Origin of the sequence: Rhodovulum sp. FJ3, assembly GCF_032918305.1 — a bacterium.
Taxonomy (GTDB): domain Bacteria; phylum Pseudomonadota; class Alphaproteobacteria; order Rhodobacterales; family Rhodobacteraceae; genus SAT37.
The window spans coordinates 224,381-239,276 of sequence record NZ_JAWJUU010000004.1 but is presented as its reverse complement, the minus strand read 5'-3'; the positions used below and the strand labels follow the sequence as shown (position 1 = coordinate 239,276).

15 protein-coding genes are annotated in these 14,896 nt (G+C 60.0%); 7 read left to right on the top strand and 8 right to left on the bottom strand.

Translation table 11 applies throughout. The annotated features are described in order from the left end of the window. Positions 1 to 33 precede the first annotated feature (33 nt). From R1W00_RS12970 to R1W00_RS12960, 3 genes are all read left to right on the top strand, one after another. Complete coding sequence (locus R1W00_RS12970) at positions 34 to 1,188, top strand: phosphoserine transaminase (protein WP_317263178.1); 1,155 nt, start codon at positions 34 to 36, stop codon at positions 1,186 to 1,188. Between the two features lie 75 nt (positions 1,189 to 1,263). Further along, positions 1,264 to 2,859 (top strand): phosphoglycerate dehydrogenase, encoded by a 1,596-nt coding sequence (gene serA / locus R1W00_RS12965; protein ID WP_317263177.1) that lies wholly within the window; start codon positions 1,264 to 1,266, stop codon positions 2,857 to 2,859. 74 nt (positions 2,860 to 2,933) lie between these two features. Continuing rightward, positions 2,934 to 3,683 (top strand): metallophosphoesterase, encoded by a 750-nt coding sequence (locus R1W00_RS12960; protein ID WP_317263176.1) that lies wholly within the window; start codon positions 2,934 to 2,936, stop codon positions 3,681 to 3,683. Positions 3,684 to 3,762: 79 nt separating this feature from the next. On the opposite strand, the gene R1W00_RS12955 is transcribed toward R1W00_RS12960, so the two are convergent. Both R1W00_RS12955 and R1W00_RS12950 read right to left on the bottom strand, forming a co-directional pair. Continuing rightward, positions 3,763 to 3,981, bottom strand: coding sequence for a DUF1127 domain-containing protein (locus R1W00_RS12955; protein WP_317263175.1), 219 nt, complete (start codon positions 3,979 to 3,981; stop codon positions 3,763 to 3,765). A 268-nt stretch (positions 3,982 to 4,249) separates the two neighbouring features. After that, the gene (locus R1W00_RS12950; protein ID WP_317263174.1) at positions 4,250 to 5,167 is read right to left on the bottom strand and encodes a rhodanese-related sulfurtransferase; all 918 of its coding nucleotides are present in this window, start codon (positions 5,165 to 5,167) and stop codon (positions 4,250 to 4,252) included. Positions 5,168 to 5,260: 93 nt separating this feature from the next. Between R1W00_RS12950 and pncA the strand changes: the two genes are divergently transcribed. Both pncA and pncB read left to right on the top strand, forming a co-directional pair. After that, positions 5,261 to 5,869, top strand: a complete 609-nt coding sequence (gene pncA, locus R1W00_RS12945) for a bifunctional nicotinamidase/pyrazinamidase (protein WP_317263173.1) — start codon at positions 5,261 to 5,263, stop codon at positions 5,867 to 5,869. A gap of 78 nt (positions 5,870 to 5,947) precedes the next feature. Then, positions 5,948 to 7,240: a nicotinate phosphoribosyltransferase gene (gene pncB, locus R1W00_RS12940; protein WP_317263172.1), complete on the top strand. Its 1,293-nt coding sequence runs from the start codon at positions 5,948 to 5,950 to the stop codon at positions 7,238 to 7,240. Here the strand turns inward: pncB and arfB are convergent. The 6 genes from arfB to R1W00_RS12910 all read right to left on the bottom strand — a co-directional run bounded on the left by arfB (position 7,237) and on the right by R1W00_RS12910 (position 12,338). Continuing rightward, positions 7,237 to 7,653, bottom strand: coding sequence for an alternative ribosome rescue aminoacyl-tRNA hydrolase ArfB (arfB, locus tag R1W00_RS12935; RefSeq protein ID WP_317263171.1), 417 nt, complete (start codon positions 7,651 to 7,653; stop codon positions 7,237 to 7,239). The two genes, pncB and arfB, sit on opposite strands and share 4 nt — an antisense overlap. A gap of 244 nt (positions 7,654 to 7,897) precedes the next feature. Further along, entirely contained in the window at positions 7,898 to 8,542 is a 645-nt protein-coding gene (locus R1W00_RS12930) for a queuosine precursor transporter (protein ID WP_317263170.1), read from the bottom strand. A gap of 82 nt (positions 8,543 to 8,624) precedes the next feature. Continuing rightward, positions 8,625 to 9,518 (bottom strand): esterase-like activity of phytase family protein, encoded by an 894-nt coding sequence (locus R1W00_RS12925; protein ID WP_317263169.1) that lies wholly within the window; start codon positions 9,516 to 9,518, stop codon positions 8,625 to 8,627. After that, the gene (gene mepA / locus R1W00_RS12920; protein ID WP_317263168.1) at positions 9,491 to 10,393 is read right to left on the bottom strand and encodes a penicillin-insensitive murein endopeptidase; all 903 of its coding nucleotides are present in this window, start codon (positions 10,391 to 10,393) and stop codon (positions 9,491 to 9,493) included. The genes R1W00_RS12925 and mepA overlap by 28 nt, the downstream gene beginning before the upstream one ends. Continuing rightward, complete coding sequence (locus R1W00_RS12915) at positions 10,363 to 11,736, bottom strand: MFS transporter (protein WP_317263167.1); 1,374 nt, start codon at positions 11,734 to 11,736, stop codon at positions 10,363 to 10,365. Before R1W00_RS12915 ends, mepA begins: the two co-directional genes overlap by 31 nt. Positions 11,737 to 11,798: 62 nt before the next feature. Next, complete coding sequence (locus R1W00_RS12910; protein ID WP_317263166.1) at positions 11,799 to 12,338, bottom strand: thioesterase family protein; 540 nt, start codon at positions 12,336 to 12,338, stop codon at positions 11,799 to 11,801. Between the two features lie 130 nt (positions 12,339 to 12,468). Here R1W00_RS12910 and R1W00_RS12905 point away from each other — a divergent pair, with 130 nt between their 5' ends. Continuing rightward, the gene (locus tag R1W00_RS12905) at positions 12,469 to 12,744 is read left to right on the top strand and encodes a YggT family protein (RefSeq protein ID WP_317263165.1); all 276 of its coding nucleotides are present in this window, start codon (positions 12,469 to 12,471) and stop codon (positions 12,742 to 12,744) included. 78 nt (positions 12,745 to 12,822) lie between these two features. Continuing rightward, on the top strand, positions 12,823 to 14,865 hold the full coding sequence (gene recQ, locus R1W00_RS12900; protein ID WP_317263164.1) for a DNA helicase RecQ: 2,043 nt from the start codon (positions 12,823 to 12,825) through the stop codon (positions 14,863 to 14,865). Positions 14,866 to 14,896: the final 31 nt, after the last annotated feature.

Here is a 14,896-nt window from a genome sequence, read left to right as displayed (position 1 = left end):
AACGAAGGGCGATTATCTGGAAGGATACCAGAAATGACTATCGAACAACCGGCTGCGCGTCCGGCTAATCCGCGCTTTTCTTCTGGCCCCTGTGCCAAGAACCCCGCTTTCTCCTTGGACAAACTGAATGATGCCGCTCTGGGCCGTTCGCACCGTGCCGCCGTCGGCAAGGCCAAGCTGAAAGACGCCATTGAAACGACCCGCGAGATTCTGGGCGTTCCGGCAGATTACAAAATCGGTATCGTACCGGCGTCGGACACCGGCGCAGTTGAAATGGCTATGTGGTCGCTGCTTGGCGCACGCAAGGCCACGATGGTCGCTTGGGAATCCTTTGGTGCGGGCTGGGTCACGGATGTGGTCAAGCAGCTGAAGATCGAGGCAGACGTCAAAACCGCCGAATACGGCGAGATCGTCGATTTCGCCGAGATCGATTTCAACACCGACGTCGTGTTCACATGGAACGGCACCACCTCGGGTGTGCGCGTTGCCAATGGTGATGCGATCCCCGCCGACCGCGAAGGTCTGACCATCTGCGACGCCACCTCGGCCGCATTCGCGATGGACCTGCCGTGGGACAAACTGGATGTGACCACGTTCAGCTGGCAGAAAGTTCTGGGTGGTGAGGCCGCGCATGGCATGATCATCCTCAGCCCGCGCGCGGTCGAGCGTCTGGAAACCTACACCCCCGCATGGCCCCTGCCGAAAATCTTCCGCATGACCAAAGGCGGCAAGCTGATCGACGGTATCTTTGTCGGTGAAACCATCAACACGCCCTCGATGCTGGCGGTTGAGGACTATCTGGTTGCGCTGGACTGGGCGAAATCGATCGGTGGCCTGAAAGGTCTGATCGCACGCGCCGATGCCAACGCACAGGCCGTTTGGGATTTCTGCGCGGCACGCGACTGGATCGACAACCTTGCCGTTGATCCCGCGACCCGCTCGAACACCAGCGTCTGCCTGAAGTTCACCGACGCCCGCATCCAAGACGGTGCAGCCTTCGCCAAGGCCGTTGCAAAACGTCTGGAAAAAGAAGGCGTTGCTCTGGACATCGGTGCCTATCGCGACGCGCCTGCCGGTCTGCGTATCTGGTGTGGTGGCACGGTTGAGACCGCCGATGTTGCGGCGATGCTGCCGTGGCTGGAATGGGCGTTCAACGCCGAGATCGAAGCCCAGACCGAAGCGGCCTAATCGGCCCTCTGTGACCTGATTTGCCGGGCCCCGCGTGGGCCCGGACCATCCCCCCTATATCTAGGAGTGTGCCAGATGGCCCCCAAAGTTCTTGTATCCGACAAACTGTCTGAAACCGCCGTTCAGATTTTCCGCGACCGCGGTATCGAAGTCGACTTCATGCCCGAGCTGGGCAAAGACAAAGAAAAACTGGCCGAGGTGATCGGCAAATACGACGGTCTGGCCATTCGTTCGGCCACCAAAGTCACGCCCAGCCTGCTTGAGCACGCGGACAACCTGAAAGTTGTCGGTCGCGCCGGTATCGGTACGGACAACGTCGACAAAGAGGCGTCGTCGAAAAAAGGCGTGATCGTCATGAACACGCCGTTCGGCAACATGATCACCACCGCCGAGCATGCCATCGCGATGATGTTCGCCGTTGCCCGTCAGATCCCCGAAGCATCCGCGTCCACCCACGCTGGCAAATGGGAAAAGTCGAAATTCATGGGGGTTGAGCTGACCGGCAAGACCCTTGGCGTGATCGGTGCCGGTAACATCGGTGGCATCGTGTGCGACCGTGCGCGTGGCCTGAAAATGAAGGTCATCGCGTTTGACCCGTTCCTGTCGGAAGAAAAAGCCGAAAAGATGCAGGTCGAAAAGGTTGAGCTGGACGAGCTGCTGACCCGTGCCGATTTCATCACCCTGCACGTGCCGTTGACCGATGGCACCCGCAACATCCTGTCGGCTGAAAACCTCGCCAAGACCAAAAAAGGCGTGCGCATCATCAACTGTGCCCGTGGTGGTCTGGTTGACGAAGAAGCCCTGGCCGAGCTGCTGAAATCCGGCCACGTTGCTGGCGCAGCGTTCGACGTGTTCGCGGTTGAGCCCGCTGTCGACAACGTTCTGTTCAACCTGCCCAACGTCGTCTGCACCCCGCACTTGGGCGCATCGACCACAGAGGCACAGGAAAACGTGGCCCTGCAGGTTGCGGAACAGATGTCGGATTACCTGCTGACCGGTGCGGTTCAGAACGCTCTGAACATGCCGTCCGTCACCGCCGAAGAAGCCAAAGTCATGGGGCCGTGGATCAAACTGGCCGGTCATCTGGGCGGTTTCGTGGGTCAGTTGACCGATGAGCCGATCAAGTCGATCAACGTGCTCTATGACGGTGTTGCTGCCGAGATGAACCTTGAGGCGCTGAACTGTGCCGCCGTTGCGGGCATCATGCAGGCGACCAACCCCGACGTGAACCTCGTGTCCGCGCCGGTCATCGCCGAAGAGCGTGGCGTCAAGATCAGCAAAACCACCCAGCACAAATCGGGTGTGTTCGACGGCTATGTCAAACTGACCGTGAAAACCGAGACCCGTGAACGTTCGATCGCCGGTACCGTGTTTAGCGACGGCAAGCCGCGCTTTATCCAGATCAAAGGCATCAACATCGACGCCGAAGTGGGTGAGCACATGCTCTACACCACCAACGAAGACGTGCCGGGCATCATCGGGACGCTGGGTCAGGTTCTGGGCGAAAACGGCATGAACATCGCCAACTTTACCCTTGGCCGTTCGGATCAGGGCGGCAACGCCATCGCGCTGCTGTATCTGGACCAAAGCCCCAGCGCCGATGTCCTGAAGGCCCTGAAAGACACCGGTAAATTCCAACAGGTTCGTCCGCTGGAATTCGACGTGGCCTAAGGCGCCGCATACGGTATGAAAACAAGGCCCGCCGCATCCGTGGCGGGCCTTTGCATTTGGAACGGATGGTTTTGATGGGCTGCTTTTACGCGATTGGCGATATCCACGGGTATCTGAACAAGCTGGAGGGCGCGCATGCCCTGATCGCCCTCGACCGTGCCGAGAACGCTGGTTTTGCGGACGCGCCGGTGGTGCATGTGGGTGATTACGCGGATCGTGGGCCGGATGTGGCGGGGGTTCTGGAGCACCTCATGGCGGGTCAGGCCAAGGGCGCGCCGTGGATCACGCTGCGCGGCAATCACGACCGGATGATGTGGCTGTTTTTGCAGGATCCCGCGCTGGACGATCCGGTTCGGCCTGATTTGCACTGGCTTGAGGATCGGATCGGCGGGCGCAAGACATTGGCGTCCTACGGGGTGAATGCGGGGCATGATCGTACCGTTGCCGCCATCCACGCCGATGCACGCGCCAAGGTGCCACAGGCGCATCTGGATTTCATCATGTCCTGCCCTCTATGGCACGACGGCGGGGAGGTGTTTTTCTGTCACGCAGGCGTGCGGCCGGGCGTCGATCTGCACCAACAGGACGAAAACGATCTGGTCTGGATCCGCGACGGGTTTCTGAACGATCAGACCGACCACGGCCCTCTGATCGTGCACGGGCACACCGCGATTGATGAGGTGACGCATTATGGCAACCGCCTGAACATCGACACGCGGGCGGGTTATGACGGTCCCCTTAGCGTGGTGGCGATTGACGGGCGGCAGGTCTGGCAGGTCACCGCGACGGGTCGCGTGCCGGTCACGCCGACGCCTGCGCAATAAAAAAATCGCCCGCGACAGAGGAGGCGGGCGGTTCTTTAACCGGTGTGGGAGGACACCGGTGAGGGAAATCGGAAATCCGTTAGTGGATTTTGGCAGCTTCTTCGCGTGCCAGACCTTTGATCATGCTGCGGTGCAGGCCCAGATCGCTGAGTTCGCGGTCGTTCAGCGTGTTCAGTTCGGCCACGGTGCGCTTGTACACGGCGCGGCGGGCCAGAGCGACCTTGAGCGATGCGTAGGCCGAGTAGAACGGTGCTGCGATGTTGGCTTCGATGCGGCGGATGTCAGATGCAAATGCCATGGTAGTCTTCCTTCGAGTTGGGGCGCGAGCGCCTTTCGCTCGCCGTCTTCTGTTACCGTTAACTTAGACAAATGCTGCGCTTGCACAATCCACAGGTTGGAATTGCCGCCATGCAGAAATCGAATAGAAAACAACCGGAAATTCATAACGAATAAATATGTTAAGTGTTTGTAATTAAACAAAATACATAAGGCGCCATGTGGGTTTCACATGACGCCTATGCAATTTCTGCAAAATGCTGCGATTTTGGTATGCCAAATGGACCGGATCAGCCCCGTTTGTGAGTCGCGCCAATGTGTCGTTCACCGCGTTTTTTGGCCAATTCGATCTGGCGCTGGCGTTCGCGGAATCGTTCCTTGCGCGCATCGTCATACATATCGATGCACCGGTGACAGCTGACGCCCTCTTCGTATTCGGGGCGGTTGACGTCCTCGGCCATCAAGGGTTGGCGACAGGCACGGCACAGGACATGCGGCCCCTCTTTCAACCCGTGGCCCACCGATACGCGTTCATCGAACACGAAACATTCGCCGTTCCACGTGCTGTCCTCGGCAGGGACCTCTTCGAGGTATTTCAGGATGCCACCTTTGAGGTGAAAGACGTCCTCGACCCCCTGACCCAGCAGAAAGTTCGTCGATTTCTCGCACCGGATACCGCCGGTACAGAACATCGCGACGCGCTTGTTGTGGAACCGGTCCTTGTTTTCCTCCCACCACGCGGGGAATTCGCCAAAGCTCTTGGTTTTGGGGTCGATTGCGCCCTCGAATGTGCCGATCTCGACCTCGTAATCATTGCGGGTGTCGATGACGACCACATCTTCGGACCGGATCAGGTCGTTCCAATCCTCGGGCGCGACGTAATGGCCGACCTTGGCGCGGGGATCGACGTCGGGCTGACCCATGGTGACGATCTCGCGTTTCAGACGCACCTTCATCTTGCCAAAGGGACGCATCGAGGCGGTGCTTTCTTTCCATTCCAGATCGGCGCATCCGGGCAGGGCGCGGATATAGGCGAGGATCGTGTCGATCCCCGCGCGCGATCCGGCGATGGTGCCGTTGATACCCTCTTGGGCCAACAACAGTGATCCGACAATGCCTGCCTCTTCGGCAGTTTTCAGCAGACCCTCGCGCAATGCGGCGGGATCGTCAAAACGGGTGAAATGATAGAGTGCAGCGACGGTAAACATATGTTCTCATAGTCCCGAGATGTGATGGCCTGCAAGGGGGATTGATCGCCCGCGACCGGCCTGCCGCATGTGTCGCACAGGAAGGAGCCCTCAATGACCGCCCAGAACGACGCTTTGATCGTGATCGATGTCCAGAACGATTTCTGTCCCGGTGGGGCGCTGGCCGTGAATGAGGGCGATCAGGTGGTGCCGATCATCAACGCGATGTTGAACGATTATCCGGTCAAGGTATTCACACAGGACTGGCATCCGGCGGGGCATTCGTCATTCGCGTCAGGTCACGCCGGCCACGATCCGTTCAGCGTGATCGACATGCCCTATGGCGCACAGGTCCTATGGCCCGATCATTGTGTTCAGGGCACGGCGGGCGCAGAGTTCCACCCCGACCTGAACACCACCGCCGCCGATCTGATCATCCGCAAAGGGTTCCGCCCCCAGATCGACAGCTATTCCGCGTTTTTCGAGAACGACCACACCACGCCTACGGGCCTGTCCGGGTATCTGGCCGAGCGGGATGTACAATCGGTGACACTGGTCGGGTTGGCGACGGATTTCTGTGTTCAATACTCGGCGCTGGATGCGGCGCGGCTGGGCCTCAAGGTGCGGGTGATCGAACGCGCCTGCCGTGCGATTGATCTGGACGGATCTCTTGAAGATTCGCGCGAGGCTATGCTTGATGCAGGCGTTGTATTAGAGGCCTGAACGCGGTTTCCCCTTGCGCGTGGTGGCGCCCCTTTGATCTAACCGACCCGACGACGCCCCAACGGCCCCGGAGGACCCATGGTCGACATCGCGACCCGTGTGCATAACCACAAATGGAAGATCGATCCGATCGTCCGGTCCCTGATCGACACGGATTTCTACAAGCTGTTGATGTGCCAATCGGTGTTTCACAACCGGCCCGATGTGCAGGTCACGTTCAGCCTGTTGAACCGCACCAAATCCATCCGTCTGGCCGATCTGATTGATGAGGGTGAGCTGCGCGAGCAGTTGGATCATGTGCGGTCCCTGCGCCTGTCGCGGGGCGAGAGCACTTGGCTGCGCGGGAACATGTTCTATGGCAAACGGCAGATGTTCCGCCCCGATTTCATGGAGTGGTTCGAGAACCTGCAACTGCCGCCCTATCATCTGGAAAAGCGCGACGGTCAGTACGAACTGACGTTTGAGGGATCTTGGCCCGAGGTGATGTTGTGGGAAATCCCCGCCCTGTCGATCCTGATGGAGCTACGCGGGCGTGCGGTTCTACAGGACATGGACCGGTTCGAGTTACAAATCCTGTACGCCCGCGGGATGACCAAGCTGTGGGAAAAGGTCGAAGGCCTGCGCGAAATCGACGGGTTACGCATCGCGGATTTCGGCACGCGGCGGCGGCACAGCTTTCTGTGGCAGGACTGGTGCGTGCAGGCGATGCTAGAGGGGCTGGGCAACAAATTCGTCGGCACCTCGAACTGTCTGATCGCGATGCGCCGCGAGGTTGAAGCGATCGGGACCAACGCCCATGAATTGCCCATGGTCTATGCCGCCCTTGCCGATACGGATGCGGAATTGGCCAATGCGCCCTATCAGGTTCTGGCGGATTGGCACGCGGAACACGACGGCAACCTGCGCATCATCCTGCCCGACACCTATGGGACGGACGGGTTTCTGGCCAACGCGCCGGACTGGTTGGCCGGTTGGACCGGTATCCGCATCGACAGTGGCGACCCGATTGAGGGCGGCGAGGCCGCGATCAAATGGTGGGCCAGCCGTGGCGAGGACCCCAAGCAAAAGCTGATCATCTTTAGCGACGGCTTGGACGTCGACAAAATCGCGGAACTCAGCACCCATTTCGCAGGCCGCGCCAAGGTGTCGTTTGGCTGGGGGACGCTGCTGACCAATGATTTCCGCGGGCTGACGCCGAATGACGCGCTTGCGCCGTTTTCACTGGTCTGCAAGGCGGTGTCGGCCAACGGGCGACCCACGGTCAAACTGTCCGACAACCCGAACAAGGCCATGGGCCCCACCGACCAGATCGACCGCTATAAACGGGTGTTCGGGGTGGGTGGCCAAACGGCCTATGACGTGGTGGTCTAATCGATCCGGCCGCGCAGGGCCTTGACCTCGGCGCGTTGTTTCTTGGCCTTGATCCGGCGCTCGACCGAGCCTTTGGTCGGTTTGGTTTTGATCCGCCGTTTGGGCGCGATCAGCGATTTTCGGATCAGGTCGGCCAGCCTTTCACGCACAATCTCGCGGTTGCGGATTTGGGATCGTGTTTCGTCGCAAAACAGGATCAGCGCGCCCTCTTTGGTCCATCGCCGTCCCGCCAGCCGTTGCAGGCGACGTTTAACGGGGTCGGTCAGGTTCGGAGATCTGGCGGCCTCAAACCGCAGCTCGACCGCCGTGGACACCTTGTTCACGTTCTGCCCGCCGGGGCCGCTGCTGCGGATGAACTGTTCGGTCAGTTCCCAATCGGCGATTTCGATCTGATCGTTGATGCGCAGCGACATGGTGCGGGTCCGTCATGCGAAAAGGGCTGCCAGATATAGCAGCCCTTCGAGTTTCTTGGGAGATGGGGCCAGTTAGAGCGTAGCCCAATCAGAAGTGTTCGGTCTTCGGGTTTGCCTTCAGACCACGGCCCCCCTGACTGTTCGGACACCTCTCTCCAATATCACTCTAGACACTGGACCACCTCCTTTCTGCTGATTGCCGTTAAGTTCAGCGTGCCACAGATTTTGTGTTTGTCAAAACCTTTTACGCAACACGTGCCACTAAACGCCCAACAATTAGGCGAAACGGCACAAGTGCAACCAATGCGATAGCAGTTTTGAGAACCCAGTCAGCAACAGCAAAGGTGACCCACAACGGCGCCTCGGGGCCGGTGGTCAAGAACGGCATGGTGTTCCATGCCCAGTTGATCTCTGCATCGGCAGATTGGCCAAAAAATGTAACAAACTGTGCAAAGGCCAGCGTGAAAAAGATCGCGGTATCCACGGCGGAGCCAACGATCGAGGACACGAACGGGGCCTTCCACCAGCTGCCCGAACGCAGGCGGTCAAAGATCGCAACATCGACCAGTTGCGCAATCAGGAACGCGGTGGCCGATGCGATGGCGACGCGGAAGGCGACGGCTTGATAGGTGTATCCATCCCCCTGCAGGGTGATTTGCGTGCCGATCAGCGAACAGATGATGCCCGTGACAAAACCGGCAAAGATCACTTTGCGGGCGGCGGCGGTGCCATAGACGCGGTTCATCAGGTCGGTGACCAGAAACGCAAAGGGATAGGTGAATGCCCCCCATGTCAGCAGCCCGTCAAACAACAGGAACTGAACCAACACGTTCGAGGCAACGACGATAACGGCCATGGCGATTACGCCAGGCAAAAGTGCGCGAGTCATAGATGTAATCCGTTTTTACAAGGTAGCGGCGACTTGGTCGCCCATCATGGGCGAACGGGGCCGTTTAACGCCGGTTTTGTCCCTAATCAAGGGATTCTTGCAGCGTGTATTCCACGATCTCGGTGCGCAGCAGCCGCAGGAAATTGTCGTCTGCCACCATAGTCAGGCGCAGGTTCCCGTCCGCGGTGCGGGAAACGGCCAGCCCTTCGAGGTTGCCGTGGCGGCTGGCTGGGGATTGCATCACCGTGTCGATTTCGCGCAACGCACGGCCTGTCCATTCAAACCGGCGCACACGGCTGCGGAACCCGAAGATGCCGGAAAAGCCGCGTTCTAGCACGTAGAGATACCCGTCAGGCCCGAAATCCGCACCGGTGATCAGGTAGTCACCCTGCCGCGGCAGGGTCCCCGCATTTTGCCACGCGCCCCGTGCGTATCGGTAAACGGGAAAATCGCCCTGACTGGTGCGGGTGTCCTCGGTTATGGTGAACAGGCTGTTGTCCGGCGCGATCGCCAAGGACTCAAGTCCCGAGTTCCAGTGCAGCGAGCGGAAGGACGGATCGCGGGGCATCCATGCGGCCTCGGACCCCGTGTCGCGATAGGTCCACATGCGGTGGTGGCCCTCAAACGTCAGGAAGAGACGCCCATCGCCGCGAATGGCCAACCCTTCGGAATCGGCGTCCCGGCCATCGACCTGTGCCCCTTCGGGATTGCGCACGGGCGACAGAACCGTGTCCTCTATGCCGGTGATCTGTCCGGCATCGTCACGGATCACGCGCCCCGTCACGAAAAGGCCCCGATCCCCCAAGGCGACAAAACGGCCGTCCTCAGCATCCACCCAGTCAAAGGCGGACAGGCCCCCGAACCGGTCATCCGCAACGGACCAGTTGAACGTGGTCCAGTCGCGCTCGTTCAGGGCCAGAACCGGCGCGGTGATGAGAAAAAATGCCGCTACTGCGCGGCCAAGACCTTGGCGCATTGTTTGGGCAAATCGTCCATTGTGTAATCCCGCGCACCACGTTTTTTCGGGGCAGGCTTGGCCGGTTTCGCCGGTTTGGCGACCTTGGGTGGGTTCAGATAATCGGTCACCCACCAGTTCAGCGTCTCATCACAGCCATCCCCGTTTTTCGACAGTTCGGCCACGGTCGGCTTTTGCGTTTGGCACAGACGCGATCCGTCGGGGCATTTCAGGCGCACATGGAAATGGTAGTGGTGCCCGTACAGGGGGCGCACCTTTTGCAGCCACTTTTTGTCCTTGCGGGTCGCGGTTTTGCACATCTCGATCTTGACCGGCGGGGTCACGAAAATCCGGTCCACGGCGGGGTCAAGCGCGGCTGCCTTAATGATTTCGATATGCGCGGCGGTAAAGTTGCCGTTGACCGAGGTCTGGTCCTTGCTGCGCACCGAAATCGAGCTGAGGTTTTCGCGATCCTTGCGGCTGAGGTTCAGACGTTTGGGGGGCAGCATCCAGATATCCGCGTCCAACCCGATCTGGTGCGATTGGTGCCCTGATACCATCGGGCCACCGCGCGGCTGGCTGATGTCACCGATATAGAGACCCTTCCACCCCGGTTGGGCGGCGGCCTTCGTGCTGAGCCGTTCAAGAAACGAAATCATTTCCGGATGACCCCAGTTGCGGTTGCGGCTCAGGCGCATGGCCTGCCACGTGGGGCCGGTTTCCGGTAGCTGAACCAGACCCGCGCCGCATCCCTTGGCATAGGTGCCGATGGCGTGGGGTTTCTGGTTTGACCCGTCCTGTTTCGCCCCAAAGAGCGTGTTCGCCTTGGTTTCGGCCGCAACGGGCGTCGCCAAGGCACAGATCGTCAGACAAAGGGTGATGAAGGCGCGGACCATTGCTCGAACTTCTCGCCGTTGGGTTTTACCCAGAGTAGCAAAAACAATCCGATAAGAAAGAGGGCGATCAAAGGTGTGATGCCCAATTGCTGGTTGCCGCTTAAATCTGTGACAAATCCGATTGTCAGTGGCGCAACAAACGACGTTGCCTTGCCGGCCAGCGCGAAGAGGCCGAATGCCTCGGTCGTGCGGCGCGGGTCCGCCTGACGCACCATCATTGTACGGCTGGCCGATTGCAACGCACCGCCCGCCGCGCCAATCATCGCGCCAAGGATATAGAACACGATGTCTGGCAGGTTCGAAGTCGGCTCAACCGCGATGCCGAACACCATGTCGCGCGATACGAACACAATCGCGATCGCCACACAGGTCAGGGTCAGGACGTTGGCCACGATCACCGGCTTGGGCCCGAACTTCTGATCCGCGATGCCACCGATCTTGGCGAATATCGCACCGGAAATCGCGGCCAGAATGCCGAACACACCGACGTCAATCACGGTCCATCCCAGAACCCCCGACGCGTAAATCCCGCCAAAGATATACATCCCGTTCAGCGCGTCCCGATAGAACATGGACGAGCCGAGATAGGCAAACAGGCTACGGTTCTGGGGCAAATGGCGCAGGGTCTGGGCCAATTCCGGCAGGGCACCGCGCACGGCCACGCGGATCGGTTGGCGGTTTTCGGCGGGGCCTTCTTTGACCCACAAAAAGAACGGGATCATGAAGACCGCAAACCAGATCGCGGTGAACGGCCCCACGGCACGGGTGCCTTCGCGCATCTCGGGATCAAGGCCAAGGATAGGGCTGAGGCCGACAAAGGTTTTGCCGGTGGTCGCGCTCTCGGCAAAGAACACCAGCATGATCGCAAGGGCCAGAACCCCGCCGACATAGCCAAACGCCCAGCCCGAACCGGAGATGTTCCCCAGTTTGTCCTGATCGCCCAGCGAAGGCATCATCGCGTTGGTGAAAATCGTGGCAAATTCCATGCCGATCAGGCCAAGCCCAAAGAAGCACAGGATCAAGGGCAGGTTAAAATCGTCCGGCGTTGCAAGCCATAGCCCCCACGCGCCGATCACATAGAGAACCGAAAACGCCCAGATGAACCGGATGCGCCCGCCCGCACGATCCGCAATCGCGCCCAGAACGGGGGCCAGGAGGGCAATGATCAGACCGGCGATGCCAACGCCATATCCCCACGCGGCCTGTGCGGCGCTTCCGTCGCCCAATGCCTCGGTGACATAGGGCGCGAAAATAAACGTGATTAAAAGCGTGTGGTAAGGTTGGCTGGCGAAGTCATAAAAATACCAGCCCCACACTCGCCGTTTCGGCGAAACTTCGGACATCGCTCATCCCCTCATAGCGCTGCGGGCAAATAAGATCGGGAAAACGATCTGAACGCAAGAGTTTAGATACCTTCAACTTTAGGCGGCCAAGGGCGTTCGCCGTCCGCGGAAATCCAACCTTTGACCCAATCCGGCAACTCGGGCGAAGGGCCATCGTGGTTCAAAACCTTGGCCACATGGGCCGGATCGACGATCCCGTCGCGTGAGGTGATGGCGGTGCGCAACAGGGCCTGCGAGGTGCAGATGTCCCCGTTCCACATGCTTTGATCTATATACAAAAATCGGTGATCCCAGCCGATACAGCGGCTGTGCATCCGCACACGGTCAAACATCCGTACACGGCGGCGATAGCGCACCGAACTGCCCGCGACGGTCATGCCCCATTTGTTGTCGACCAACGCCTTGCGCAAACCGGTGCGGTTGGCCAAAGGCACGCGCCCTAGGTCATATAGGGTTAGGGTCCGCCCGTTGTTCAGTTCCGCCCATGGATCAATGTCCCAAGGCCAGCACAGGTGATAGGACACATGCGTCCCCGTGAGGGGCAGGGGCGGGGCGTTTCGGCTGGTCAGATCGCCCTTGATCAGGCGCAACAACGGGTACATTCGGCGTCTCCTTTGGGCCAAAGTGGCCGGTCGCGGGGTAGGGTCAAGGCACGACGTTGCGTTAGGTGCTTGCGTCGCGGGGGTCCTGCAACTAGGTCATAGAGAGCGCAATTAGGGGTGTGAAACGGATATGCAGTCGATCTTTCAGATTTTGTTGATGATCCTTGATGTTGTCTGGTTTGTAATCATCGTGCACATCATCTTTAGCTGGCTGATCAGCTTTCAGGTGCTGAACCTGCGTCAGCCGTTGGTCGCGCAACTGTGGGATGGCCTGAACCGGTTGCTGGAACCGCTCTATGGTCCGATCCGTCGCCGTCTGCCCTATACGGGTGGTCTGGATCTGGCACCATTGATTGTGATCCTCGCCATCGCGGCACTACGTATTGTGATCCGAAACAACATGTAAGCGTTCTAGGGGCTTGTCCCCCGATTCTGAACGTGGGATGTTTCCGCCAGAGCGGTAAACAAAACCCCCAAGGGATCAATGGAACAGGCACAGCGGCTTTTGGCCTCGGTATTCGGATTCGACGACTTTCGCCCCGGACAGGCGGATATCGTGCAATCCGTGATCGACGGTAAAAACACGCTGGCCATCATGCCAACGGGTGGCGGGAAATCCCTGTGTTATCAATTGCCTGCGCTGATGGGGGATGGGGTCACATTGGTTGTGTCGCCCCTGATTGCCCTGATGCGCGATCAGGTGCGCGCACTGAAAGAGGCGGGTGTTTGCGCCGGTGCCCTGACCTCGGCCAATACCGAAGATGAAAACGACGCGGTTCTGTCGTCCCTGAACGCGGGTGAATTGCGTCTGCTCTATATGGCGCCCGAACGGTTGGCGTCCATGGGCACCCTGTCGATGCTGCGCCGGTCCAACATTGCACGCATCGCCGTAGATGAGGCCCATTGCGTCAGCCAATGGGGACATGATTTCCGCCCCGATTACCTGCGGATAGGGGAATTGCGACAGGCGCTGAACGTGCCGGTCGCCGCATTCACCGCCACCGCCGACGCCGAAACCCGCGCCGAAATCGTGCAGCGTCTGTTCGATGGCATTGCGCCCGAGACGTTCCTGCGCGGGTTCGACCGGCCCAATATCCACCTTGCCTTTGCGGTCAAGGATAGCCCGCGCCAGCAGATCCTACGCTTTGCCGATGCGCGCAAAGGACAGTCGGGCATCGTCTATTGCGGAACGCGGGCGAAAACCGAAACCCTGTCCGCGGCCTTGGCCGAGGCGGGGCATACCGCCTGTTCCTATCACGGAGGTATGGACCCCGAGGCACGTCGCCACGTCGAAGAACGCTTCGCGATCGAGGACGGGTTGATCGTTGTTGCCACCGTGGCCTTTGGCATGGGGGTCGACAAGCCCGATGTGCGCTGGGTCGCACATGCAGATTTGCCCAAGTCGATTGAAGCCTACTATCAGGAAATCGGCCGCGCGGGTCGCGACGGCGCGCCGGCGGAAACCCTGACCCTGTTCGGTCCTGACGACATCCGCCTGCGCCGCACCCAGATTGATGAGAGCCTCGCGCCACCCGAACGGCGCAGCGCCGATCACGCCCGCCTGAACGCCCTTTTGGGTCTGGCCGAGGCGACGGGATGCCGCCGTGTTGCATTGCTGGCCTATTTCGGGGAACAGGCCGAACCCTGCGGCAAATGCGATCTGTGCGACAGCCCGCCCGATCTCTTCGACGGGACCGAGGCCGTGCGCAAGGCCCTGTCGGCGATCCTGCGGACAGGGGAATATTTCGGCGCGGGTCATCTGATCGACATTCTGACCGGTCAGCGTACGGATAAGGTTCTGGGCCGAAATCACGACCAACTGCCGACCTTTGGCGTGGGGACCGAGTTCAACCGGCGTCAATGGCAGGCGGTGTTTCGCCAGATGATGGGCCATGACCTTGTCCGGCCCGATCCCGAACGCCACGGCGCGCTGCGCATGACCGAACCCGCGCGCCCCATTTTGCGTGGCGAGGCGTCGATCACCCTGCGCAAGGACACGTTAAAATCGGAACGCGCGCGCCCCGCGCTGCGCACGCTGGTGTCGGACGAGGACGCACCGTTGCTCTCGGCGCTCAAGGCGCGGCGCCGTGCCTTTGCCGAAGAGGCCGCGCTGCCCGCCTATATGATTTTCAACGACCGGACCCTGATCGAAATGGCCGAAACACGGCCCGCCAACATGGACGCCATGGCGCGGATTGGTGGGGTTGGTGCCAAAAAGCTTGAACGCTATGGCGCGGCGTTTCTGGAGATCATCACCGGTGAAATGACGGGCGACATGCACCCCAAACGCCGCAAATTGGCGGCACGCGGCGCGGGTGAAATCTATGACCGTCTGTTGGCCGTGCAGGCCGATCTGGCACGGGGAACGGACGGGGGCGACAAGCCGCTGAGTTGTTCGTCGTCGGTTCTGGCCAAGCTGGCGGAAATCCGGCCTGACAATCTGAACACCATCACGCGGATGCTGGGCGATCGCCGCGCCGAACGCTTTGGTGAGGCATTTCTTGAAGTGCTGCTTGAGGCGTCCTAGGTCAGGCACAGGACGAAAGATAGGGGGCCTT